At 72.2% G+C, this 22,051-nt stretch carries 23 protein-coding genes and 1 pseudogene; 10 read left to right on the top strand and 14 right to left on the bottom strand.

Going from position 1 to position 22,051, the window contains the following annotated elements:
• Positions 1 to 226 precede the first annotated feature (226 nt).
• The gene (locus ORI94_RS29520; RefSeq protein ID WP_042168901.1) at positions 227 to 988 is read left to right on the top strand and encodes a phosphoglyceromutase; all 762 of its coding nucleotides are present in this window, start codon (positions 227 to 229) and stop codon (positions 986 to 988) included.
• Positions 989 to 1,165: 177 nt separating this feature from the next.
• Here ORI94_RS29520 and ORI94_RS29515 read toward each other — a convergent pair.
• The 3 genes and pseudogenes from ORI94_RS29515 to ORI94_RS29505 all read right to left on the bottom strand — a co-directional run.
• Positions 1,166 to 1,498 (bottom strand): annotated as a pseudogene (locus ORI94_RS29515) (ATP-binding protein); the annotation flags it as partial.
• A 101-nt stretch (positions 1,499 to 1,599) separates the two neighbouring features.
• A complete protein-coding gene (locus ORI94_RS29510) occupies positions 1,600 to 1,926 on the bottom strand; it encodes a plasmid stabilization protein (protein ID WP_266081355.1) in 327 nt (108 codons plus the stop codon).
• 153 nt (positions 1,927 to 2,079) lie between these two features.
• The gene (locus tag ORI94_RS29505) at positions 2,080 to 3,234 is read right to left on the bottom strand and encodes an FUSC family protein (protein WP_266081353.1); all 1,155 of its coding nucleotides are present in this window, start codon (positions 3,232 to 3,234) and stop codon (positions 2,080 to 2,082) included.
• Between the two features lie 114 nt (positions 3,235 to 3,348).
• Between ORI94_RS29505 and ORI94_RS29500 the strand changes: the two genes are divergently transcribed.
• Positions 3,349 to 4,581 (top strand): YihY/virulence factor BrkB family protein, encoded by a 1,233-nt coding sequence (locus ORI94_RS29500; protein ID WP_266081350.1) that lies wholly within the window; start codon positions 3,349 to 3,351, stop codon positions 4,579 to 4,581.
• Positions 4,582 to 4,765: 184 nt separating this feature from the next.
• On the opposite strand, the gene ORI94_RS29495 is transcribed toward ORI94_RS29500, so the two are convergent.
• Positions 4,766 to 5,347: a TetR/AcrR family transcriptional regulator gene (locus ORI94_RS29495; protein ID WP_266081348.1), complete on the bottom strand. Its 582-nt coding sequence runs from the start codon at positions 5,345 to 5,347 to the stop codon at positions 4,766 to 4,768.
• 96 nt (positions 5,348 to 5,443) lie between these two features.
• Between ORI94_RS29495 and ORI94_RS29490 the strand changes: the two genes are divergently transcribed.
• The 4 genes from ORI94_RS29490 to ORI94_RS29475 all read left to right on the top strand — a co-directional run bounded on the left by ORI94_RS29490 (position 5,444) and on the right by ORI94_RS29475 (position 9,962).
• The gene (locus ORI94_RS29490) at positions 5,444 to 5,899 is read left to right on the top strand and encodes a nuclear transport factor 2 family protein (RefSeq protein ID WP_266081346.1); all 456 of its coding nucleotides are present in this window, start codon (positions 5,444 to 5,446) and stop codon (positions 5,897 to 5,899) included.
• A complete protein-coding gene (locus ORI94_RS29485) occupies positions 5,896 to 6,783 on the top strand; it encodes an NAD-dependent epimerase/dehydratase family protein (protein WP_266081344.1) in 888 nt (295 codons plus the stop codon). The genes ORI94_RS29490 and ORI94_RS29485 overlap by 4 nt, the downstream gene beginning before the upstream one ends.
• Before the next feature lie 147 nt (positions 6,784 to 6,930).
• Positions 6,931 to 9,321 (top strand): esterase-like activity of phytase family protein, encoded by a 2,391-nt coding sequence (locus tag ORI94_RS29480; RefSeq protein ID WP_266081342.1) that lies wholly within the window; start codon positions 6,931 to 6,933, stop codon positions 9,319 to 9,321.
• Positions 9,322 to 9,608: 287 nt separating this feature from the next.
• Entirely contained in the window at positions 9,609 to 9,962 is a 354-nt protein-coding gene (locus ORI94_RS29475) for a hypothetical protein (protein WP_266081340.1), read from the top strand.
• Between the two features lie 131 nt (positions 9,963 to 10,093).
• On the opposite strand, the gene ORI94_RS29470 is transcribed toward ORI94_RS29475, so the two are convergent.
• Positions 10,094 to 10,510 carry a DUF2000 domain-containing protein gene (locus tag ORI94_RS29470; protein WP_266081338.1) on the bottom strand — a complete coding sequence of 139 codons (417 nt, stop codon included), beginning with the start codon at positions 10,508 to 10,510 and terminating at the stop codon, positions 10,094 to 10,096.
• 49 nt (positions 10,511 to 10,559) lie between these two features.
• On the opposite strand from ORI94_RS29470, the gene ORI94_RS29465 reads away from it, so the two are divergent.
• Positions 10,560 to 11,459: a helix-turn-helix domain-containing protein gene (locus tag ORI94_RS29465; protein WP_266081336.1), complete on the top strand. Its 900-nt coding sequence runs from the start codon at positions 10,560 to 10,562 to the stop codon at positions 11,457 to 11,459.
• Here the strand turns inward: ORI94_RS29465 and ORI94_RS29460 are convergent.
• From ORI94_RS29460 to mshA, 3 genes are all read right to left on the bottom strand, one after another.
• Entirely contained in the window at positions 11,441 to 12,244 is an 804-nt protein-coding gene (locus tag ORI94_RS29460; protein ID WP_266081334.1) for a hypothetical protein, read from the bottom strand. The two genes, ORI94_RS29465 and ORI94_RS29460, sit on opposite strands and share 19 nt — an antisense overlap.
• Before the next feature lie 110 nt (positions 12,245 to 12,354).
• The gene (locus tag ORI94_RS29455) at positions 12,355 to 12,873 is read right to left on the bottom strand and encodes a YbjN domain-containing protein (RefSeq protein WP_266081332.1); all 519 of its coding nucleotides are present in this window, start codon (positions 12,871 to 12,873) and stop codon (positions 12,355 to 12,357) included.
• Positions 12,866 to 14,203, bottom strand: coding sequence for a D-inositol-3-phosphate glycosyltransferase (gene mshA, locus ORI94_RS29450; protein ID WP_266081331.1), 1,338 nt, complete (start codon positions 14,201 to 14,203; stop codon positions 12,866 to 12,868). Before mshA ends, ORI94_RS29455 begins: the two co-directional genes overlap by 8 nt.
• Before the next feature lie 366 nt (positions 14,204 to 14,569).
• On the opposite strand from mshA, the gene ORI94_RS29445 reads away from it, so the two are divergent.
• The 3 genes from ORI94_RS29445 to ORI94_RS29435 all read left to right on the top strand — a co-directional run bounded on the left by ORI94_RS29445 (position 14,570) and on the right by ORI94_RS29435 (position 18,715).
• Positions 14,570 to 15,361 carry a class I SAM-dependent methyltransferase gene (locus ORI94_RS29445; protein ID WP_266081365.1) on the top strand — a complete coding sequence of 264 codons (792 nt, stop codon included), beginning with the start codon at positions 14,570 to 14,572 and terminating at the stop codon, positions 15,359 to 15,361.
• A gap of 202 nt (positions 15,362 to 15,563) precedes the next feature.
• Complete coding sequence (locus tag ORI94_RS29440; RefSeq protein WP_266081329.1) at positions 15,564 to 16,784, top strand: C40 family peptidase; 1,221 nt, start codon at positions 15,564 to 15,566, stop codon at positions 16,782 to 16,784.
• Positions 16,785 to 17,206: 422 nt separating this feature from the next.
• On the top strand, positions 17,207 to 18,715 hold the full coding sequence (locus ORI94_RS29435) for a PP2C family protein-serine/threonine phosphatase (protein WP_266081327.1): 1,509 nt from the start codon (positions 17,207 to 17,209) through the stop codon (positions 18,713 to 18,715).
• An 84-nt stretch (positions 18,716 to 18,799) separates the two neighbouring features.
• Here the strand turns inward: ORI94_RS29435 and ORI94_RS29430 are convergent, their stop codons facing one another.
• From ORI94_RS29430 to ORI94_RS29405, 6 genes are all read right to left on the bottom strand, one after another.
• Positions 18,800 to 19,132, bottom strand: a complete 333-nt coding sequence (locus ORI94_RS29430; RefSeq protein ID WP_176726109.1) for a DUF2516 family protein — start codon at positions 19,130 to 19,132, stop codon at positions 18,800 to 18,802.
• 154 nt (positions 19,133 to 19,286) lie between these two features.
• Positions 19,287 to 19,928 (bottom strand): hypothetical protein, encoded by a 642-nt coding sequence (locus ORI94_RS29425; RefSeq protein WP_266081324.1) that lies wholly within the window; start codon positions 19,926 to 19,928, stop codon positions 19,287 to 19,289.
• A 76-nt stretch (positions 19,929 to 20,004) separates the two neighbouring features.
• Positions 20,005 to 20,616: a helix-turn-helix domain-containing protein gene (locus ORI94_RS29420; protein ID WP_266081322.1), complete on the bottom strand. Its 612-nt coding sequence runs from the start codon at positions 20,614 to 20,616 to the stop codon at positions 20,005 to 20,007.
• Positions 20,617 to 20,734: 118 nt separating this feature from the next.
• Positions 20,735 to 20,893 (bottom strand): hypothetical protein, encoded by a 159-nt coding sequence (locus ORI94_RS29415; RefSeq protein WP_266081320.1) that lies wholly within the window; start codon positions 20,891 to 20,893, stop codon positions 20,735 to 20,737.
• A 219-nt stretch (positions 20,894 to 21,112) separates the two neighbouring features.
• Complete coding sequence (locus tag ORI94_RS29410) at positions 21,113 to 21,706, bottom strand: hypothetical protein (protein WP_266081318.1); 594 nt, start codon at positions 21,704 to 21,706, stop codon at positions 21,113 to 21,115.
• Entirely contained in the window at positions 21,703 to 22,041 is a 339-nt protein-coding gene (locus ORI94_RS29405; RefSeq protein ID WP_266081316.1) for a hypothetical protein, read from the bottom strand. Before ORI94_RS29405 ends, ORI94_RS29410 begins: the two co-directional genes overlap by 4 nt.
• Positions 22,042 to 22,051 lie beyond the last annotated feature (10 nt).

Raw genomic sequence — 22,051 nt, 5'->3', positions numbered from 1 at the left:
AGTCGGGCAGCCCCTGCCAGTGCGGCTGAGTCCACCCGCACCCTGTTCGCGCTGTTCGCGCTGTTCACATGCACACGCGCCGAGGGCCCCGGCAGGACCCAGACGGTGCCGGCCGCCGACCCGCTCCGGCTTGACGAACCCCGTCACCCCGTCACCCCGTCGGCCCACCATTCACCCACCGGACGGGGGCGACGGCCCACCCGGGGCTTCGATTACGCTCGGACCCATGGCCGACGCACCGTACAAGCTGATCCTCCTCCGCCACGGCGAGAGCGAGTGGAACGCGAAGAACCTGTTCACCGGCTGGGTGGACGTCAACCTCACCGAGAAGGGCGAGAAGGAGGCGGTCCGCGGCGGTGAGCTGCTGAAGGACGCCGGCCTGCTGCCCGACGTACTCCACACGTCGCTCCAGAAGCGTGCCATCCGCACCGCCCAGCTGGCGCTGGAGTCCGCCGACCGCCTGTGGATCCCGGTGAACCGCAGCTGGCGCCTCAACGAGCGCCACTACGGCGCCCTCCAGGGCAAGGACAAGGCGCAGACCCTCGCGGAGTTCGGCGAGGAGCAGTTCATGCTGTGGCGCCGCTCCTACGACACCCCGCCGCCCCCGCTGGACACCGACGCCGAGTACTCCCAGTTCGACGACCCGCGCTACGCCACCCTCCCGCCGGAGCTGCGCCCGCGCACGGAGTGCCTGAAGGACGTCGTCGTCCGCATGCTGCCGTACTGGTTCGACAGCATCGTCCCCGACCTCCTGACCGGCCGCACGGTCCTGGTCGCCGCCCACGGCAACAGCCTGCGCGCCCTGGTCAAGCACCTCGACGGCGTCTCCGACGCCGACATCGCGGGCCTGAACATCCCGACGGGCATCCCCCTGTCCTACGAACTCGACGCCGACTTCAAGCCGCTCAACCCGGGCGGCACCTACCTCGACCCGGACGCGGCAGCGGCGGCCATCGAGGCGGTCAAGAACCAGGGCAAGAAGAAGTAAACCCGCACGAACAAGCCCCCTCCCCTGCAGGTTCTCCGCAGGGGAGGGGGCATCTTCGCACTCTGGGGCCGCCTGTGGGCCCTCAGGGCGATGGGGCCGTGCGCTCTCCGGACTCCGGATCCTGTCTCCACTCCGCTCCGGCGCCGGCGCTCTGGAGCACAGCGACAGCGGACTGGGCGACGCCTGACCGGCTTCCAACCGGGCCCAGGAGGGCCGCATCACGGCCTCGTAGAAGCTGATCAGTGGCTCGGTGACGCGGTACTGCGACTTCCCGGCCCTGAAGATGTCCGCTTCCCGCGCCAGCAGGTGGCTGTCCTCCAGCACGTTGAGAGGGTGCGAGATGTCCACCGCCTTACGGCCGATGTACCCCGCGATCCCGCCCCGCGTGGTGTTGCCCTGAGCCACCGCGGCCAGGACCGAGTGATGCAGCGCGGTGTCCCGGATGTCCGCCTCCTCGGCGAGGAGGTACCGCGCCTCCCGGAAGAGAGGGCGGAAAGGCGACAGGACCGTCGGCCCCGGGCCGGGGTTCCCTCCTCTCCGCTGCGGCATGGACGGCTGCGGGCGGGGCCCGCCCCGCCGGTCGTGGGCGGGGCGGGGCGGGCCCTCTCCCGTCAGCGGCCGAGGGCGTTCTTCAGCTGCGTCTTGGTCATCGAGGAGCGGCCGTGGATGTTGCGTTTCCTGGCCTCCTCGTACAGCTGGTCCTTGGTCGGTCCTTCCGCGCCGCTGTGCGAGCGCTGTCCGCCGCGCTCGTAGGCCGACTTCGGGTCCCGCATGGAGGCTTTGCTCGCGGTCCTGGACTCGCCCGACCTGGCCCGCTCCTTGTTGACCGTCCGGGCCGCGATCTCCTCGGCCCGCTTCGACGACTCGCCGCGGTCCTCGGCGCTCTCCTTGATGTGCTCGTACTGACGTTCGCGCTTGGCGTTGGATCCGGCCGGCATGGTGCTTCTCCCTGTCTCGCGCCGTCGCTGGCTCGCGGTTTCGCGGTTTCGCGGTTTCGCGGTTTCGCGGTTTCGCCCGGCTGGTGTCGGGGCCGGGGCGTCGGGGTGGACGGGTTCCCTGCGGCGACCCGTCCGAACGCGCGGCCGCGGGTGTCAGTCCTGTACGAGTTGGTCGGCCAGGCGGTGTGCCTGGGCCAGCAGGGTTCCGTAGGTCACGAGCGCGGCCGGGTCGTCGGACACCGCCCCCGGCAGCCGTTGGCGGAACACGCGCAGGGTGCGGTGAAGTTCCTCGACCGCCTCGCGCAGCTGCTCCCCGGCGGAGTCGTCGTGGCCGCTCGGGCCGAACCGGGTCCGGCCGTACAGCCGGATGGCGTGCGCTGTCTGGCGGAGGAAGTCCGCGTAGGCACGGGTGAGCTCCGGGGCCGGCTGGGCCGCCTTCCCGCTGTCCGCCGTCTCCCACACGGTCCTGGTCACGCCCGCGGTGTGGACGGCGACGTAGTCGAGTACGTCCACCGCGTCCGTGTACCCCTCGCCGGGCGGGGAGAGGGTCCGCTCGCGGCGTCCGCGTGGATTGACCCGCATGCTTTCGCGGCTCCATCCGATCGCCGACCTGGCCTGGTCGACCAGGCGGCCGAGACGCAGTGCCCGCACGTGCCAGTCCCCGGCCGCATGGGCGTCCCACTCACCGGTGGCCAGCCCGTCGGCCACCGCACCCAGGAGCTCGTGCGCCTCGCGGGTCGCGTCCTCCAGCGCGGAGCGCGCGTCCCGCAGGTACACCGGAGGGCGGATCAGCACGTTGACCGTCACTCCGACCGCCGCGCCGAAGACCGCCTCCAGGACGCGGGCACCCGACGCGGCGACGGTCACGGGGCCACCGGTCAGCACGAACAGAGCACCGGTCGCGGCGTAGACGCCCTGGTTTCCCAGGCGCTGCCACTGCCCGAGGAGCAGAACCGCCGGGAGGACCAGGGCCATCGCGGCCATCGTGCTGTCCAGCAGCAGCGCCACCGCGGTCGCCACCGCCGTACCGACCGTGATGGCCGTGAGCTGCTGCAGGCCGTGCGCGAGGGACCGGTAGACCGTGGACTCCACCAGCACCACCGCGACCCACGGCGCCACGAACGCCATCGGCGCCGCGAGCCACCAGCCCACCACCGCCCACGCCACCCAGGCGGCCAGCGCCCCCTTGCCCGCCTGCACCGCCAGATCCCGCTCGCGGCCCGGCCCCTCCCAGGCCCGCCGCACCGCCGATACGGCTGTCCCGGCCCAGCGCCGGACAGCCCTGCTCACCCTGTGCGTCCGCTCCATGGAACAGCAAGTGCCACACCAGGGACGAGGCTCACCCGCGCGGGCGATACGTCCGAAAAGGTGGTTCCGTTCGCTCTCGTGCATAGGTGGCGGTGAGCCGGATACCCGCACGGCATGGCGCGGACACCGGGATGGCACAGGAAGCACGGCGAGCAGACCTCTGCGGAGAGCAGCAGGGGCGGGGACCGCGGGGCCGGGAGCCGCGCGGTCGGGAGCCACGAGGCCGAGGGTCGCCAGGCCGAGGACGGCCGAGCGGAGGAGTTCCGGGCCGAGGACCGCCGGGCCGAGGACCGTCGGGCCGAGGCAGAGCGCGCTCCTGACGCCGGGCCCGACGAACAGGTGGAGGAACGGGCACCGGACAGCCCGACGGACCTGCCCAAACGCTCCTGGATGGCGGTCCTGAAAGGCACCCTGAAGGAGTTCAAGAAGGACGAGCTGGCCGACCGGGCCGCCGCACTGACCTACTACTCGATCCTGGCGCTGTTCCCCGCGCTGCTGGCACTGGTGTCGCTGCTGGGGATCGTCGGGCAGTCGACCACGCAGACGGTTCTGGACAACATCGAGCAGCTCGCGCCGGGCGCGGTTCAGGACGTCCTGCGGACCGCGGTGCAGCAGATGCAGGGCCAGAGCGGGCTCGGCTCACTCGTGGCGATCGCGGGTCTGCTGCTGGCGGTGTGGTCGGCTTCGGGTTATGTCGCCGCGTTCATCCGCAGCGCCAACGGCGTCTACGACGTTCCCGAGGGCCGTCCGGTGTGGAAGGTGCTGCCGGTGCGGGTCGGTGTGACCGTGGTGCTGATGGTGATGGCCGTGGTCAGTTCGCTGATCGTGGTGTTCACCGGCAGCCTGGCCCAGCAGGTCGGCGGCGCCCTCGGAATCGGTGACACGGCGCTGACCGTCTGGTCGATCGCGAAGTGGCCGGTGCTGTTGCTCCTGGTCACCATCATGATCGCGATCCTGTACTGGGCCACCCCGAACGCGAAGGTCCGCGGCTTCCGCTGGCTCACGCCGGGCAGCTTCCTGGCACTGCTGATCTGGATGATCGCCTCGGCCGGGTTCGCGGTGTACGTGGCGAACTTCGGCTCGTACAACAAGACCTACGGCACATTCGCCGGTGTGATCATCTTTCTGGTGTGGCTGTGGATCACCAACCTGGCCATTCTGCTCGGCCTGGAGTTCGACGCGGAGCTGGCTCGCCAGCGCGCCGTCGCCGGCGGCCATCCGGCCGGCGAGGAGCCCTACGTCCAGCCGCGCGACACCCGGAAGTGGGACGAGGAGGACCGCCGCCGCCTCGGCAACGGAGGCCCGCGCGCGGACCGTCCGGACGATCGGCCCGACACCCGGCGGTGAGCCCGAAATCTCGGGGATCTCGGGGATCTCGGGGATCTCGGGGATCTTAGAGAGCTCGGAGACCGCAAAGGTCTCCGAGCTCTCCGGCAGGAGCCCGATCACCGCATGACGGCGTCGTCCGTGGATCGACCCTGAGGCGGCCCTCGCGGGAGGCGCCCCGTGCCGCCCCACCCCCCGCGAGGGCCTACGAGGGCGGTTCCCCGGCATCGTCGTCGCTCGCCGTGAAGATGCTCCGGACCAGCGCGCGGAGCCCTGTCCGCGGGTCCGTTCCGGGATGGTTGTGCAGGTGTTCCACCAGGTCGCTGCGTACGGCGGCCAGCAGGGCGTGGGCCAGGAAGTCCGCGGCGTCGGCGGTGCCGCGCGCGCGGGTGACCAGCGCCGCGAGGTGCGCGTGCAGCCGGTCGTAGCTGCCGTTCCGGTACGGGCTGCCGGAGCCGTCGCGCTCCAGCGCGAGAGTGAGGACCCGGTTCTGTTCCTTGAACCGCCAGGTACGGAGCAGCAGCTCCAGCGCGATCTCCGCGGGCTCGCCGTCGGCCGCCGCGGGCTCGTCGCCGACCGGGCCGAACGCCCGCGCGGCCCGCTCGTCGTAGAGCGCGCGGAGCAGCCCGCGCCGGTCGCCGAAGCCCCGGAAGACCGTGCCCTTGCCCACGCCCGCGGCGGTCGCGACCGCGTCCATGGAGACGTCGTCCGGGTCCGCGGCGTCGTCGAGCAGGCGGCCCGCCGCCGCCAGCACCACGTCCCGGTTGCGCGCCTTGTCCGCCCGCACGGCATGCCTCCCTCTCGAAACGGACCAGCAGTCCGCTACAGTGAATGCGGACCAGCGGTCCGAATTCTAGTGTGCCGCGTTCCCCGAGGAGGACCCGTGCCCGGACACCCCGAGAACCCAGGACACCCCGAGTGCCCCGAGCGCCCCGAGCGGCCCGGCGGCCCGGTGCCCGTCTTCCGCCGCGCCGTCGAGCACCTGCTCGCCCACGACATGGCCGCGTTCACGGCGCTGTACGCGGACGACGCCGTCATGGAGTTCCCGTTCGCGCCGCCCGGCCGGCCGCAGCGGCTCGACGGCCGGGCGGCGGTCGAGGCGTATCTCGACGGCTACACGGACATGGTCGACATCCAGCGCGTCCACGACGTGACCGTGCACGAGACCGCCGACCCGGAGGTCATCGTCGCGGAGATGGCCGCGAGCGGCCGGGTCGTCGCCACGGGCGCGCCGTACACGGCCCGCTACGTCGCGGTGCTGACCGTCGTCGACGGCCGGATCCGGCACTACCGCGACTACTGGAACCCGTTGATGCTCCAGGAAGTGGCCGCCGCATGACCGTCCTCGTCACCGGCGCGAGCGGGACCACCGGCAGCCGGCTCGCGCGGCAACTGCACGACCGGGGCACCCCGGTCCGCCGGGCCGGCCGGTCCGCGCGGGCCGACGTCCGCTTCGACTGGACGGACCCGGCCACGTTCGACCCGGCGGTACGCGGTGTGCGCGCCGTCTACCTGGTGGCGCCGCTCGGCGTCGCCGACCCGGTCCCGGTCGTGGAACCGTTCCTCGCCGCCGCACGGCACGCGGGCGTGGCACGGGTCGCGCTGCTGGGTTCGTCCGCCGTCCCGGTCGGCAGTCCCGGGTGGGGCGCACTCGGCACACTGCTGCCGCGCTACGTCCCGCAGGCGACGGTGCTGCGTCCGACCTGGTTCGCCAGCAACTTCACCGGCGACCACCTGCACGCCGAGTCCGTCCGCCGCGACGACGAGATCGTCAGCGCCACCGGCGACGGCCGCGTCCCGTTCATCGACCCGGAGGACATCGCGTCCGTCGCGCGCCACGTCCTCACGAGCCCCGCACCACCGGCCCCCGACCTGGTGCTGACCGGCCCGCGCCCGCTCGGCTTCGACGACGTCGCGGCAGCGCTGACCGGGTTCACCGGCCGCACCGTGCGGCACCGGCGGGTCAGCGCGCGGGAGCTGTCCGCCCACCTGCGGCAGCACGGGATCCCGGCCGCCTTCGCGGACCTGCTGGCCGGACTGGACACGGCGATCGCGGCCGGCGCCGAGGACCGGACGACCACCACGGTCGAGCAGATCACGGGCACCGCGCCGCGCCCCTTCGACCGCTTCCTGACCGCACAGCCGGCGGACGCCCTGGAACGCCCCACCGGCCGGCCGAACGGCGGCCCGCCCCGGCCGTCCCCGAACGAAAGCGCAGAGTAAGGGAGTTGACCGGAGGACGATAGAGCACGCGCCCCCCGTACGCCGGGGAAGCAGGGGATCTTCGTCCATTGTTCATCCGGGCGCCCGTCAGTGCGGGCGACCGGGTGCGACGATCCGGCCAAGAAGCCGGACTGCAACGGAGAGAAGATGCCCTCCAAGAGAACCAACGCCGCTCTCGCGGCCCTTGTCGTCGTCGCCGGCACCCTGGCCGGCACGGGCGTGGCGAGCGCGGACCACAAGGCCGCGGACCACAGGGCTGTGGACCACAAGGCCGCGGAGCGCGGGGCTCATGAGCGTCACCGGGCGGTGGCCTTCGAACGGACCGCCACCTACCCGGTCTTCCAGAACCGGCCGGCCGGGGAGGACCCCGCCGCCGAGACCGTCGCCGAGATCTCGGACACCAGCGAGGACGGCCGCACGCTCGTCTACACCGACGCCGCGGGCAAGCGGATCGGCTTCCTCGACATCAGCCGCGCCGACCGCCCGCGCGGACTCGGCACGCTGTCGCTGTCCGAGCTCGGCGACGCCGAGGACGAGCCGACCTCGGTGTCCGTGGTCGGCCAGTACGTCCTGGTGGTGGTGAACACCAGCGCCTCCTTCACCGACCCGTCCGGCCGGCTCGACGTGATCTCGCTGCGCGACCGCAAGCGGGTGGCGAGCCACGACCTCGGCGGCCAACCCGACTCCGTCGCGATCAGCGCGGACGGGCGGTACGCCGCCATCGCGATGGAGAACGAGCGCGACGAGGAGGCGACCCCGCCCGGCGGCGAGGAGGGCGACCTGCCCCAGCTCCCCGCCGGTTTCGTGCAGATCGTCGATCTCCGGGGCACGTCGCCGGCGAAGTGGCGGGTCCGGCCCGTGCCGCTGACCCGGAAGGACGGCAGCGCGCTGCCCGAGCTCGTCGCGGCCAAGATCACCGAACCGACCGACCCGGAGCCGGAGTACGTCTCCGTCAACGGCCGCAACCAGCTCGCGGTGACCCTGCAGGAGAACAACGGCATCGTCCTGGTGGACCTGCCGACGGGCAAGGTCACCAAGGCGTTCGGCGCCGGCACCGTGTCGGTCCACGGCATCGACACGGCCGACGACGGCACGATCGACCTCACCGGCTCGATCACCGGCGTACCGCGCGAGCCCGACGCGCTGAACTGGATCGACGACCGTTACTTCGCGACCGCCAACGAGGGCGACTGGCGCGGCGGTTCCCGCGGCTGGACCGTCTTCGACAGCCGCACCGGCAAGGTGGCCTGGGACGCGGGCAACACCTTCGAACGGCTCGCCGTGCGGTACGGGCTGCACAACGGGGGCCGGGCCGGGAAGAAGGGCACCGAGCCCGAGGGCCTGGCCGTCGCCGAGTACAACGGGGTGCGCTACGCCTTCGTCGGCTCGGAGCGGAGCAACTTCGTCGCCGTGTACGACGTCAGCCGGCCGGCCTCCCCCGTCTTCCGCCAGATGCTGCCCGCCACCAACGGCCCCGAGGGTCTGCTGCCGATCCCCGGGCGCGGTCTGCTCGCGGTCTCCAGCGAGGTGGACGACGCCTCGGCCGGCGTCCGGGCCTCGGTGAGCCTGTTCCGCCTCGGCAAGGGCACCCCGGCGTTCCCGAGCATCGTCTCGGCGTCCGACTCCACCGGCGCGCCGATCGGCTGGGGCGCCCTGGGCGCACTGTCCGCCGTGCCCGGCACGCGGGACCGGCTGGTCAGCGTGACCGACGCGGCGTACACGCCCACCCGCATCCTGACCGTCGACACGGGGCAGGGGGCCAGGCCGGGGTCCAGGAAGCCCGAGGGGCAGCCGGCGCTGATCACCGGTGAGCTGACCGTCAAGGACGCCGAGGGACAGCCCGTCGGCTACGACGCCGAGGGCGTCTTCGCGCGGCCGCAGGGCGGCTACTGGCTTGCCGTCGAGGGCAGGAACGGCGCCGGCAACAAGCTGGTCCGGCTGGACCGTTCCGGTGTCACCCGGCAGGTCGTCACCCTCCCTGCGGCTGTCGCCGAGGGTCTCGGGAGCCAGGGCTTCGAAGGCGTCACCGCCACCACCGACCGCCACGGCCGCGAGATCGTCTGGGCCGCGCTGCAGCGCGAGGTCGCGGGCGACCCGTCCGGGACCGTCCGCCTCGGCCGGTACGACGTCGCGGCCGGCACCTGGAGCTGGTACGGCTACCGCCTCGGCGCCACCACCACTCCCGGCGACTGGATCGGCCTCTCCGAGATCACCGCGGTCGGCGACAGGCTCGCCGTCGTCGAGCGGGACAAACTGAACGGCCCCGCCGCGAAGGTCAAGCGCGTCTACACCGTCGACCTGCCGAAATCGGCCGCGCCGTCGGACAAGCTGCCCGTCCTGCGCAAGAAGCTCGCCCACGACGTCCTGCCCGACCTGAGGTCCACGAACGGCTGGACGCAGGAGAAGCTCGAGGGCCTGACCGTCGGCGGTGACGGCCACGTCTACGCCGTGACCGACAACGACGCCCTGGACGACGCCTCCGGCGAGACCGTCTTCCTGCGCCTCGGCTCCAGCAAGAAGATCTTCGGCCGCGACTGACCCACGACCGGCGCACAGCCGACCCACCGGCATCACCGGCATCACCGGCCAGTCGGCTCCCGGGCGGCCGCAGACCACACCTCTGCGGCCGCCTTCGCCGTACCGGTCGCTGGCGTCACCGTCACCGTCACGGACATGGCCTGATGTGCCTCAGCCACTCCCCCACCGCCGCGAAGTCCTCCTCCGCGGGCCCTCTCGTCGGGTTCATCCGGTGCGGGAGGGCCGGGGCCGGGTGTATGGAGCTGCCTCCCCGAGCCGCCTGCAGAGGCCTGCTGACCGCAGCCGGCATGACCGTCCCGGACAGGAACAGCACGAAGCACGACCAGATCGAGGCGTCCTGGCGGGAGCGGGCCCTGAACGCCGGGACCGGGCCGACCCGCACCCAGAAGGAGGTCTTCGCCCAGCGGCAGCGGATCGGCGACCTCGGGGGACAGTTCCGCGACCTCGACCAGATGGCCCCCGGCGAGTCCGCCCGGCAACTGACCACCGAGAACACCGCCCTCAGACACCGCGTCCACCAGCTCGCCCAGGAGCACCGCAAGCTCCAAGAGCGGCTTGAGGACGCCCGCTCCAGCCTCCGGTCCACCGAGAAACGCATCGCCGACCTCGAAGCCCACCTCCTCGAACGGGGCCTGTCCTGACCGAAGTCCGTTGCCGCGCTACCTGCGCGTCAGCACACGGAACTCGTTGCCGTCGGGATCGGCCATCGCCACCCAGCCGGCCTCGTCGCCTCCCACGGGTTTCCCGCGTTCTCACGGGTTCTTCCGCGTTCTCACGGGTGCATGCGGGCTCCCTTGAGGATCTTGTCGACCGCGTTCCTCGGGCCGTGGACGGCCAGGCCGACCAGGTCCAGGTCCGCCGTCGGGACCGCCCGTACCGCCGCGCGGTTGGCGTCGTCGTGGCCCGTGGCGAACAGGTCGCCGGTGAACAGCGCGCGCGGCAGGGCGCGGGACAGCACACGCGTGTGGGCGGCCGTCAGGGTTTCCTCGGTGCCCTCGAAGACCAGCACCGGCTGGCGGAACATCGGCAGGTAGGCCACGCCGTCCGCGTCTTCGTAGGGCTCGCCGATCAGTTCGGGAACCTGGCTGCCCAGGCCGCTGACCAGGAACGCGGTGACGTTGAGGCGCTGCCAGGTTTCCAGGTCCTCGCGCAGCAGGACGGCGATCTTCGTGTCGAAGCGAGTGCTCATGCCCTGAGACTGCCGATCGGCGTACGTCCCCGTCTTGTACGTTGTTTGCATGGTCGCAGCGCGCGCGGATCGTCCCGAGCGGACCGTCTCCGCCTGGCGCCCCCGTGTCCCGGGGGTCGTCGAGGTGTTCCACGCCCGCTTCACCGGGTACGCCTATCCGATGCACGTCCACGACGCCTGGACGCTCCTCGTCGTCGACGACGGCGCCGTGCGGTACGACCTGGACCGGCACGAGCACGGCACCCCGCACGGCACCGTGTCCCTGCTGCCGCCGCACGTTGCGCACAACGGCGCCTCCGCGACCCCGGACGGCTTCCGCAAGCGGGTGCTGTACCTCGACGGGACGCACCTCGGGGACGAGCTGATCGGGGCCGCCGTGGACCGTCCCGACCTGCGTGATCCGCTGCTGCGGCAGCGCGTGGGGCAGGTGCACGCGGCGTTGTCGGGGCCCGGTGACGAGTTCGAGGCGGAGAGCAGGCTGACACTCGTCGGGGAGCGGCTGCGGGCCCATCTGCGGTCCCGGGCCGGCGCACCGGAGCCGCGGCGGGATCCCGTCCTCGCGCGTCGGCTGCGGGAGTTGCTCGACGAGCGGGTCGTGGAGGGTCTCGGCCTGGCGGAGGCCGCGGGGCTGCTGTCCGCGCATCCCGCCCATCTCGTACGGGCGTTCAGCGGCGCCTACGGCATCGCCCCGCACCAGTACCTGATGTCCCGCCGGGTGGGCCGGGCCCGTCGGCTGCTGCTCGGAGGGCGGTCACCGAGCGAGGTCGCGGTGGCCACCGGTTTCTACGACCAGGCCCATCTCACGCGGCATTTCCGGAAACTGGTCGGCGTCCCGCCGGGCCGTTACCGCACCGGGGCCGGCAACCCCTGGGAGAGCGGGTCACCGGCCCCGGACGGCCGGACGGACGGCGGCTGTACCGCCGCGTCACGTCACTTCACGTCGACGTAGTCACCCGCCGCCGTGGCCCCGCCCGTGGTGGACGTCTGGCCGAACGTCCAGCGCCAGTAGCCGTCGGTGGTGGCCGTCACCGTGGTCTTCAGGTATCCCGTGGAGTTCGCCCGCACGGTCTTGACCGTCGTGTAGGTGCTGGTGCCCGCCTTGCGGAACTGCAGTTTGGCCAGCTTGGAGCCGTAGCCGACGTACGCGTGCCTGACCCAGTCGGCGCGCGTCAGCTTGCCCGTCACGGTGAGCGCCTTGTTCTTGACGACCGGCTCCGGCGAGGCGTTGACCGTGGCCCGCGCGGCGCGCTTGACCTGGACCGTGCCGAGACCGGTCAGGTTCTCCTCGGCCTTGAGCCTGTCGTCGGGGGTCCAGAGGCGGACGTTGACAGCGATCTTCCACGTGGTGGCGTCGTTGTTGGAGTCCAGGGTCCAGGGGGGATCGATGTAGAGCTCGCCCTCGACGTCGGCCGCGCGGGGGGTGTCGTCGTAGTAGGTGACGAAGCCCGTGTAGATGCCGCCCTTGTCCCGGGCCTTGGCGGCCGTGGTGTCGTGGTACAGGTACGGGAAGGCGGTGATGTCACTGGAGGTGTGGCCCGCGGGCCAGGTCATGCGGAAGCTGACGCCGGGGTTCTTCTCCTCGGAAATGCCCACGACGATGGGCTTGCCCTTGTTCACGACCATGTCCGTCACCGTGACGCCGGTGTCGGCCGCGTGCGCGGGCGGGGCGGTGAACACCCCGAGGGCGAGCGCTCCCGTGAGCGCGGCCACGACCGCGGATCTGCCTGTGCGCATGCACATCCTCTTTTACGCAGGGGCCCCGACCTACGGGACCCGGATCGCGGCAGACTAACAGCCCGATCCCGTATGTACGTTCGGAACCCCTGCGGTGACCTGCACCGTCGTCACTTCTCCGGGGACCGCTCGATCAGCCGGGCGAACGCGTCGAGGTTCCGGGTCGATTCGCCGCGCGAGACCCGCCAGGCGTGCTCCTTGCGGATCGCGGTGGCGAACCCGAGCTCCAGGAGGGTGTTGAAGCTGCCGTCGGCGGCCTCCAGGACCTGGCCCAGCAGCCGGTCGACCTCGTCGGGGGTGACGGCGGCCAGCGGGAAACGCCCGGTGACGTAGATGTCGCCGAGCGGGTCCACGGCGTAACTCACGCCGTACAGCTTGAGGTTGCGCTCCAGAAGCCAGCGGTGGACGGCGGCCTCGTTCTCGTCGGGGTGCCGGACGACGAAGGCGTTGAGGGAGAGCGAGTGGCGGCCGACGATGAGGGAGACCGTCGTGGACAGCTTGCGGGCGCCGGGCAGCTTCACGACGTACGTGCCGGGCGCGGGACTCTCCCAGTCGAGCTCGGCGTCCTTCAGCACGCCCTCGACGACCCGGGCCGCCCCCTGCTCCGCCTCCGCCGCCCTGTCAGCCATGGTGCGAGCGTACGTGACGGCGGTGCTCCTGCGTCGCGGCCGTGTAGACGTCGGCCGTGGCGGCGGCCGACCTGTCCCAGCCGAAGGACAGGGCGTGCCGGGCGGCGGCGTCGCCCATCCGGTCGGCGAGGTGCGGCGCGTCGGCGAACTCGCGCAGCACGCGCGCGTACGCGCGCGGGTCGTGGCCCTGGACGAGGAAACCGGTGTCCCCGTCCCGTACGGCCACCGGCAGTCCGCCGACCGAGGCCGCGAGCACCGGCGTGCCGGCCGCCTGCGCCTCTATGGCGACCAGACCGAAGGACTCGCTGTAGGACGGCATGACGAGGACGGACGCGGCCCGGAACCAGTCGGCGAGCTGCTCCTGCCCGACCGGCGGGCAGAACCGCACGACGTCGGCGATGCCCAGGCGGGCGGCGAGTTTCTGCAGTCCCTCGGGCTTGGCGAGGCCGCTTCCGCTGGGACCGCCGACGACGGGGACGCAGATCTTCGAGCGCAGCTCGGGACGCTCGCCGAGCAGGACGGCCACCGCGCGGAGCAGCACGTCCGGAGCCTTGAGGGGCTGGATGCGGCCCGCGAAGAGCGGGATCAGGGCGTCCTGGGGCAGACCGAGGCGGGCGCGGGCCGCGGCCCTTCCGTCGGCGGGGCGGAACCGGGAGAGGTTGACGCCGGGGTGGACGACGGCGACCTTGTCCCGCCCGGCCGCGTAGTGCCGGACGAGTTCGTCCGCCTCCTCGGCGGTGTTGGCGATCAGCCGGTCCGCGGCGGCGACGATCTGGGTCTCGCCGATGACGCGGGCGGCCGGTTCGGGGGTGTCGCCGACGGCGAGGTTGGCGTTCTTGACCTTGGCCATGGTGTGCATGGCGTGCACCAGGGGAACGCCCCAGCGCTGGGCGGCGAGCCAGCCGACGTGGCCGGAGAGCCAGTAGTGGGAGTGGACCAGGTCGTAGTGGCCGGGACGGTGGCCGGCCCACGCCTGCATCACACCGTGCGTGAAGGCGCACAGCTGGGCCGGCAGCTCCTCCTTGGCGAGGCCCTCGTAGGGGCCGGCGTCGACGTGCCGGACGAGGACACCGGGCGCCAGGTCGACGGTGGGCGGGAGGGCGGCGGCGGTCGCGCGCGTGAAGATCTCGACCTCGATGTTGATCGCGGCGAGGCGCTGGGCGAGCTCCACGATGTAGACGTTCATGCCGCCGGCGTCGCCGGTGCCCGGCTGGTGGAGCGGGGAGGTGTGCACGGAGAGCATCGCCACACGGCGGGGGCGGCGGTGCAGGCGCAGCCGCGGGGGTGTGGCGGGGGAACGCCGCCCGAGCCTGGCCATGTACTGGCTCACGTGCCGGTCCTCCTCGCTGCGGGCATGGCGTGCGAGGGCGTGCGGAGCCCTCCAGCTCCCCAACACCGGGGGAGTCGCTCCCATTTCCGGACGGCCTCCCCGGATCGGTTTTTTGCCGGATCATTACCTGATATCGCTCAACCGTTCGAGCGTGAGGTGCGTGGTGGAAAGGGGCCCGGCACGCGGACAGCGGCTCCCGTCGCGGCTCCCTCGGGCCCGCTCGGTGCCGGTTCGGACCCGTCCTGGGCACCCGCATACCCTCGTACGCATGACCGCCCGCGCCACCCCCCTCCCCCACCCTCGACTCGGCTCGAGCGGGAGGGCCCCCATGAGCAAGGGGACCCCATGAGGGGGAGGACCACCCTCGTGGGCGCGGTGACACGCGGAACGACCAACCCGAACCGCCTGCGCCGCATGGACCGCTGGATCGCGGCCACGCACGGCGCCGAACTGCGCCGCGCGGAGACCTCCCTCGCCGTCGACCTCGGCTACGGCGCCGCCCCCTGGACGGCGGTCGAGCTGCTGCACCGCCTGCGCACCGTGGCCCCCCGCGCGCACGTGGTGGGCGTCGAGATCGAACCGGCCCGGGTCGCGGCGGCCCGTCCCTACGAGCGGGAAGGGCTGTCCTTCCGGCACGGCGGCTTCGAGATCCCGCTCCCCGGCCGGCCGACGCTGGTCCGCGCGGCGAACGTCCTGCGCCAGTACGACGAGGCCGAGGTCGCCGCCGTCTGGCAGCGGCTGTGCGGGCGGCTCGCCCCGGCCGCCCCGGAACGGGGCTCGCGCGGGGGACTGCTGGTCGAGGGGACCTGTGACGAGATCGGCCGGCGGCACGTATGGGTCGCCCTCGGCCCCGAGGGGCCGCGCACGGTCACGTTCGCGACCCGCCTCGGCTCCCTGGAACGCCCCTCCGACCTGGCGGAGCGCCTGCCGAAGGCGCTCATCCACCGCAACGTCCCCGGCGAGCCGGTGCACGCCTTCCTGCGCGACTTCGACCGCGCCTGGGCGGCAGCGGCGCCCTACGCCTCGTACGGCGCCCGCCAGCGCTGGATCCGCACGGTGCGGGATCTCGCGGCCGACTGGCCGGTGACGGACGGCCCGGCGCGGTGGCGGCAGGGCGAAGTCACGGTGCGGTGGGAGGCCCTGGCCCCTCGGGCGTGAGACGGCGCTCCGACGCCCCCCTGCGCCGGAACCGGCGCCGAAAACGGCCCGCGTGAGTCGTGCGTCGCACCAGTGGGGCGATCGTCATGACGAGGGGGAGGGAGACGGGGAGTGTCACCTCTGGTCACTTCACGGACCGGCATGGCAGCATCCCCCCGACGACGGGATGTCACTGACGGTTGATCAGTTTGGGGGCGGGGCCATGAGGACGGGCAGGCTCACTCTGACGGCGACGGCGGTGGCCGTGGTCTGCGCCATCACCGTGCTGGGGGCACCGGGCACGGCGTTCGCGGCCCCCGCTCCCCCGCCGCCCCCCGGTCCGAGCACGGGCACGGGCCCGGGCACGGGCACGGGCGCGGGCACGGGCGCGAGCGCCGGAGCGAACCCGGACATTGATCCGGGCGCGGCACCCGAGGCGGCACCCGACGCGGCCCCGTCCAAGGATCTCGAAGCCGTACGCGGGAAGCTCGACACGCTCTACCGCGCGGCGGCCGTCGCCACCGAGGAGTACAACGCCGCCGAGGAGAAGGCGGAGCAGCAGTCCGCCGGGATCGCCGAGCTGGCCGAGAAGATCGTCAGGGGCCAGGAGAAGCTGGACGACCTGAAGGCCCGCGCGGGCGCGTCGGCCGCTTCCCAGTACCGCGGCGGCGGGCTCCCGCCCGAGGCCCATCTGGTGCTGAGCGACACCCCGCAGGACTTCCTCGTCGGCGCGGGCCGGATCCGTCAGGGCCAGCAGGCGGCCAGGGGCCTGCTCGGTGAGATGAGGCGTACCCAGGAGGACCTGGAGCAGTACGCACACGACGCCGAGGCCCAGTGGCGGAAGCTGGAGACGGGGCGCAGGGCGAAGGCCAGGGCGCAGAGGAAGATCGAGAAGCGGATCGCGGCGGCCGAGAAGGTCGAGTCCGAGCTGGAGCAGGACGAGAAGGAGCGCCTGGCCGAACTGGAACGTCGGGCCGCCCAAAGGGCCCAGGACGCCTGGCTGAAGTCCGGCGCCCTCGACGGCGCCGCGGCCGAGGCGACCGGGCAGGGCGAGAAGGCCGTCGCGTACGCCACCGCGCAGATCGGCAAGCCGTACGTGTGGGGTGCCGAGGGCCCGAAGGCGTACGACTGCTCGGGGCTGACCTCGCGGGCGTGGACGTCCGCCGGGCAGGGAATCCCGCGCACCTCGCAGGAGCAGTGGCGGCAGCTGCCGCGCGTGGCCGTCGAGGAGATGCGGCCGGGCGACCTCATCATCTACTGGGACGACGCCAGCCATGTCGGCATGTACATCGGCGACGGCTCCATGGTGCACGCCCCGCGCCCGGGACGGACGGTGACGACCGCCGGTGCCGGTTCGATGCCGGTCCTCGGGGTGGTACGCCCGGGCGGGGACGACGGCGGGGCCGGCGGCGGGAGCACAAGCGGAGACGGGGACGCGGACTGAGCGACACGGGCCCGCCCACCCCGTCCCCGACCCCCACCCCGGACCGACCGCCCCGGACCGACCGCCCCGGACCACCCGACCGCCCCGGGCCGACCGCCCGACCGCCCGACCGCCCAACACCCCCGTGACCTGCGCCATGTGACCCAGTCCACGCAATCGGCCCGGCCGAACCCCCGTGGACGTGACGTTCGTCATCCGGGCTGCATCCGTGAGCCTGTCCAAATGCCGCCTATAACGCGGCATATGACACTGGCGGGTGGCGGAACGGCGTGCTCCACGCCATTCCGCTGCGGCGCCGGCACCCGCTATCGTCCCCGCTGGAAAGGGGCACCCCTGCTCGCGGGCAGTTCGTGAGCACGGGGGACGGGCCGAGATCCCGCACCCCCACCACACCCTCGGGGGGAGGGAAGGAACCCGGAACGATGCCCGTACCCATACCGCGGCAGAGAACGCTCCCGGCCGCGGAAAGCGGTCAGGCGCACGCCGCGCCCATGAACGGCGGCCCCGCCGACGGCGCCCCGGAGGCCGGGACCACGGCGGCCCCGCGCCCCGCGGAGGACACCGCGGACAGCGCCACCGTCCGCACCGAAACCGAAACCAACACCGACACCGGTACCGACACCGAGAACCACACGGAGAAGGCCAGGACCAGGATCACACCGGACAGCGCCGGGGCGACCACGACCGCCCCCACCCACCTCACCCTGCTGCTGATCGAGGACGACCCGGCAGGCTCGCCGATCGTGCCCGCCCTGCTCGACCGGAGCGGCAGGCCGATCCGCGTCCGCACCGCCCGCAACCTCACCGAGGCCGAGCGGTTGCTGACCGACGACGTCCACTGCATCCTCCTGGACCTCGCCCTGTCCGCACCCGGTGGCCGGCCGGCACACGGCGGCGGCAACGGTGACGGCAACACCGGCGGCGAGGACGCCCACGACGAGCTCGCCGTGCTCAAGCACGTGCTGGAGCTCGCACCCCGGCACGCCGTTCTCGCGCTGACCGCGTCCGGCGACGCCGAGCGGGGCGCCGAGGCGGTACGCGTGGGCGCCCAGGACTACCTCTTCCGCGACGAGCTGGACGGCCGGCTGCTGAGCAGGGCGATCCGGTACGCGGTGGAGCGGAAGCGCTCCGACTCGGCCGAGCGCCGGCTCGCCGAGGGCAGGCTGCACGCCCGGGAGAACCGCCGGCTGGAACGCGGACTGCTGCCGACGCCGCTCCTGGCCGGCTCCCCGCTCCACTTCGCCGCCCGCTACCGTCCGGGGCGCTCCCGCGCCCTGCTCGGCGGCGACTTCTACGACGTCGTCCGCACCCCGGACGGAACCGTGCACGCCATGATCGGCGACGTCTGCGGCCACGGCCCGGACGAGGCCGCCCTCGGCGTGGAGCTGCGGATCGCCTGGCGCGCGCTGACGCTCGCCGGCCTGTACGGGGACGAGCTGCTGGGCACGCTGCAGCAGGTGCTGGAACACGAACGCGCGGACGACGAGATCTTCGCGACGCTCTGCGCGGTGGACATCTCCCCCGACGGCCGGGAGGCGGGCCTGTGGCTGGCCGGCCATCCGTCACCGCTGCTCGCCCGCCCGGGACACCCCGCGCGACTGCTGCCGTACGACGACAACGGCCCCGCACTCGGACTGCTGTCCGGCGCCCACTGGCCGCGTACGCAGGTGGGACTGGGCGCCGAGTGGAGCCTGATGCTCTACACCGACGGCCTCATCGAGGGCCGCGTCGGCGACACCGGGGAACGGCTCGGCCAGGACGGCATGGTCGGCATGGTCAGCCGTCGGCTCACCGACGGCCTGCGCGGCGAGGAACTGCTCCAGGCGGCGGTCGACGAGGCCCGCGACCTCAACGGCGGCGAGCTGACCGACGACGTGGCGGTCCTCCTCCTGGACCGGGTACCCCAGCTGCAGCCCCAGCCCCAGCCGTAACCACAGCCACAGCCACAGCCGTAACCGTAGCCACAGCTGTAGCCGCAGCCGCAGTGAAGCCGCTGCTCCCTGCCCGCTTCCGTCCTACCGCCCGCCGTTGTACGGACCGTACGGGCCGTCGCTGCTGGAGCCCTTCCGGCTGCGCCCGCCGCCGGAGAGGCCGCGCAGGGCGGGACGGACGTCGACCATGTAGACGATGGTCGCGATCAGCCCGATGATCGGCAGGAACGACAGGATGTTGAAGATCAGGTTCACCACGAAGGCGAGCCCGAGGATGATCAGCCAGAACGGCTTGGTCTTCTTGTCCGCCGCGCGGTAGGCGTCCTCGCGGCGGGTGGCCGCGTCGATCAGCGCGAAGCCGCTGAACACGATCAGGGCCACGCTCAGCAGCCACATGAACCCAGCGAAGCCCTGCATCAGCACAACGTCCACCACCCGATTCGGCTCGTTCTTACGCGGTTCACCGTACCCACAACCGCCGGCCGGCTATCCGTGGAACGGGCCGGACACCACAAGAGTGCCCGGCCCGTTCGGGTTCATCCACGGCTCACCGCTGCGGCTCCGCTCGCGCCTACTTGGCGGGCGGCGTCGTCTTCTTGGCCGTGGGCTTGCTCACCGGGGCCTTCTTGGCGGCGGGCTTCTTCGTCTCGGCGGACGCGGAGGGAGCCGGGACGGTCTTCTCGCCCCTGGCGCCCTTGGCGTCCTTGTCGTCCGTGACCTCGACGGTCTCGACGGCCTCGAGCTTCGGCTTGGGCTCGCTCTTCGGCTCGACGGCGACGGCGATGTCCTCGATGCCCTCGGCGGCCTCGCCGCGCCAGGTCCGCACGGTCTGCTCGCCGTGCTCGGCGACCTTCTCGTAGGTCTCCCGGGCCCTGACGGCGTACTCGGCGGCGACGCCGACGCCGCGCAGGGCGAGGTCCTGAGCGGTCTCGCCGAACTTCTTCAGGTCGGTGTCGAGCGAGCCGAAGAACTCGCCGACCTTGGTCTGGACGGTCTCCTGCGTCTCCTTGACCCTGATGGTCGCCTTCTCCTGGACGGCCTTCGGGTCGGTCTGGCGGACGGCCTCGATGCGCGAAGGAGCCTCGGCGCGGATCTGCTCCACCAGCCCCGGCACCTTCTTGGCCTGCTGCAGAGCGAGGTCGGCGGTGCCGGCGGCGAAGTAGAGGGGGGTCGGGTGGCTGAAGGTCTTGCGCAGGTCGTCGGTGATGGCCATGGTGGGGGTCCTCCCGGATTCGTTTTCGGCTGAGGGTCTGGATGATCCGCGGCGGCGGCCGGTGCCCTGGTCCGGCTCAGTCGGCCGTCTGCTGCGGATCGGTGTCACTGCCGCCGGCCGTACGGGGGCGGCGCTCGGCGGACGTACCGCCCTTGCGGGTGGAGGGAGCCCGGCGCCCGGCGGACGCGCCGCCACCGCCCTGACGCCCTCGCCGTATCCCGGCACCACCCACGGAACCGTCCGAGGCCTCCGCGACGTCCGGAACCTCCCGGACCTCGGCTCCCCGAGCGGCACCGGCTCCACCGGCATCCCCCGTCGTCCCACCCTCCTCGGGACCCACAAACCCGTTCTCCTTGCGGAAGGACTCGTAGATCTGGAGCAGTACCTGCTTCTGACGCTCGGTCAGGGCGAGGTCGGCGAGGATGACGGCCCGTGTCTCCACGTCGTCGCGGTTCCGCTCGGCGTCGAGGATGCCGGCGCGCACGTACAGCGTCTCGGCGGAGATCCGCAGCGCCTTGGCGACCTGCTGCAGCACCTCCGCGCTCGGCTTGCGCAGCCCGCGCTCGATCTGGCTCAGATAGGGATTGGACACCCCGGCGGCATCGGCGAGCTGCCGCAGCGACAACTGCGCGTTGCGCCGCTGCTCCCGCAGATAGTCACCGAGATTGCCGACGTTGAGTGATGCCATGCCTCCACCCTGCCCCACTCCGCTAACTATTGCAAGCAGGCGCTTGCAATAGTGCGCCACGCCATGAAGCACGGACATGTGACTGAGCACGATGGTTGTCACTTGAGCGGGATAACTGTCACCGCTCGGCTTGGCGGACTCCCGTGCAGGCGAGGACTGGGCCGGCGTCATGGGCGAGGAAGAGCATGAAGGCCCACGTCCGGTCCGGCGAGAAGACGCAGCCGATCCTGACCTGAGCCGCTTCGAGCCGGGTGAGGATGCCGACGGTGGACGGCAAGGCGAGAGTCTCAGTACCTCGCTTCCTCGCCCGTCGGAGACGAGCCGCATAGATGCCGGCAAGCTGCTGACTGGGAACGCTGTCGTCCCATACGACGAAGTCGCCTCCGTCGAGAAGCGCCGTTCTGGCGGGTTCGCAGGCCGCGGTCTGGTCGCCCAGCATCCCGACGAGTTCCGCCCGATCCATCTCCGTCCTCTCGTGTGCTGCTCCGGTGTCCGCTCAGTCGTCAAAGTGGAGTTCGGGCCGGTTCCAGAGAGTGAGGTCGCTGCTGGTGGCGACCGCGAGGGTCAGGCCGGAGGGCGAGAATCCGGCTGCGCGGAGTTCTGAGTACTCGGAGTGGAAGATGTGCCACCACGTCCCTCCCGCCGGGCCTTTATGGGGCCCGCCGTCGGCGGAGAGGATGACGCGGTCGTGGGGCCACTCGGGGCTCACGATATCCAGGGCCCAGCCGTCCGGTGTGGTGCTGTGCAGGCCGCCGCCGAAGAGCCCGGCGATGCGCACCGGGGCGCCTGCGATCGGGCCGGGCCCGGGGCAGGTGAGGTCCGGGTGGGCGTCGGGGGTACTCGTTTCGGGGTCAGGATCCCTGTCGCGAGCGATCTTCTCGCCGGTGACCGCGTTGAAGACTCCATGGCCGTCGCTGGACACGACCATGACGAGGTCGTGGCCGCTGTCGGGATGGACGGTGAATCCGATGCCGAGGAGGCCCCCGATGGGCGTCCTGCGGTCCAGCACCGGCTGCCACGGCTCCGGGGCCGGCAGGACGGGGGCGGCGAGATAGCGCTCGCGCAGCTTCTGCTGGTACTCCGTGATCAACTCGTCTCCTCGATGCGATTCGCGTCGAGGGTCTCTCGCGCAGCAGCCCACGTCGACTCGAATTCTTGGCGGGCAACCTCGGCAACGCCGTCCGCTTCTCGCCAGCCGTGCAGGGTGCCTTCCGCGAGGACGCCGTACTGCCGCTCGTAGGAGGCCATGGCTGCGAGGTCACCGCGGTCACGGATCTCAATGACCTCCGCCAGCGAGGCTGCGGTCACGGGCCGGCGCTGAAGCCCTTGCAGGTCGACGTGCCGTAGCGCCCATTCCTCGTCGTCGAGTTCGAAGTACGACCAGATTTCGCTCTCGTCGTCGTAGGTGCGGATCCAAGTCGTCACGCTCGCATGA

It is taken from the genome of Streptomyces sp. NEAU-W12 (assembly GCF_026242095.1).
Taxonomy (GTDB): domain Bacteria; phylum Actinomycetota; class Actinomycetes; order Streptomycetales; family Streptomycetaceae; genus Streptomyces.
The sequence above is the reverse complement of the archived record's forward strand: the minus strand, read 5'-3'. Positions and strand labels throughout refer to the sequence as shown.

What these genes read in the sequence shown, in the direction of transcription:
- ORI94_RS29520 (WP_042168901.1), top strand. Translation starts at nt 227, where the DNA reads ATGGCCGACGCACCGTACAAGCTGATCCTCCTCCGCCACGGCGAGAGC.
- ORI94_RS29510 (WP_266081355.1), bottom strand. Translation starts at nt 1,926, where the DNA reads ATGCCGGCCGGATCCAACGCCAAGCGCGAACGTCAGTACGAGCACATC.
- ORI94_RS29505 (WP_266081353.1), bottom strand. Translation starts at nt 3,234, where the DNA reads ATGGAGCGGACGCACAGGGTGAGCAGGGCTGTCCGGCGCTGGGCCGGG.
- ORI94_RS29500 (WP_266081350.1), top strand. Translation starts at nt 3,349, where the DNA reads ATGGCGCGGACACCGGGATGGCACAGGAAGCACGGCGAGCAGACCTCT.
- ORI94_RS29485 (WP_266081344.1), top strand. Translation starts at nt 5,896, where the DNA reads ATGACCGTCCTCGTCACCGGCGCGAGCGGGACCACCGGCAGCCGGCTC.
- ORI94_RS29480 (WP_266081342.1), top strand. Translation starts at nt 6,931, where the DNA reads ATGCCCTCCAAGAGAACCAACGCCGCTCTCGCGGCCCTTGTCGTCGTC.
- ORI94_RS29475 (WP_266081340.1), top strand. Translation starts at nt 9,609, where the DNA reads ATGACCGTCCCGGACAGGAACAGCACGAAGCACGACCAGATCGAGGCG.
- ORI94_RS29470 (WP_266081338.1), bottom strand. Translation starts at nt 10,510, where the DNA reads ATGAGCACTCGCTTCGACACGAAGATCGCCGTCCTGCTGCGCGAGGAC.
- ORI94_RS29465 (WP_266081336.1), top strand. Translation starts at nt 10,560, where the DNA reads ATGGTCGCAGCGCGCGCGGATCGTCCCGAGCGGACCGTCTCCGCCTGG.
- ORI94_RS29460 (WP_266081334.1), bottom strand. Translation starts at nt 12,244, where the DNA reads ATGCGCACAGGCAGATCCGCGGTCGTGGCCGCGCTCACGGGAGCGCTC.
- ORI94_RS29455 (WP_266081332.1), bottom strand. Translation starts at nt 12,873, where the DNA reads ATGGCTGACAGGGCGGCGGAGGCGGAGCAGGGGGCGGCCCGGGTCGTC.
- ORI94_RS29440 (WP_266081329.1), top strand. Translation starts at nt 15,564, where the DNA reads ATGAGGACGGGCAGGCTCACTCTGACGGCGACGGCGGTGGCCGTGGTC.
- ORI94_RS29435 (WP_266081327.1), top strand. Translation starts at nt 17,207, where the DNA reads ATGCCCGTACCCATACCGCGGCAGAGAACGCTCCCGGCCGCGGAAAGC.
- ORI94_RS29430 (WP_176726109.1), bottom strand. Translation starts at nt 19,132, where the DNA reads ATGCAGGGCTTCGCTGGGTTCATGTGGCTGCTGAGCGTGGCCCTGATC.
- ORI94_RS29425 (WP_266081324.1), bottom strand. Translation starts at nt 19,928, where the DNA reads ATGGCCATCACCGACGACCTGCGCAAGACCTTCAGCCACCCGACCCCC.
- ORI94_RS29420 (WP_266081322.1), bottom strand. Translation starts at nt 20,616, where the DNA reads ATGGCATCACTCAACGTCGGCAATCTCGGTGACTATCTGCGGGAGCAG.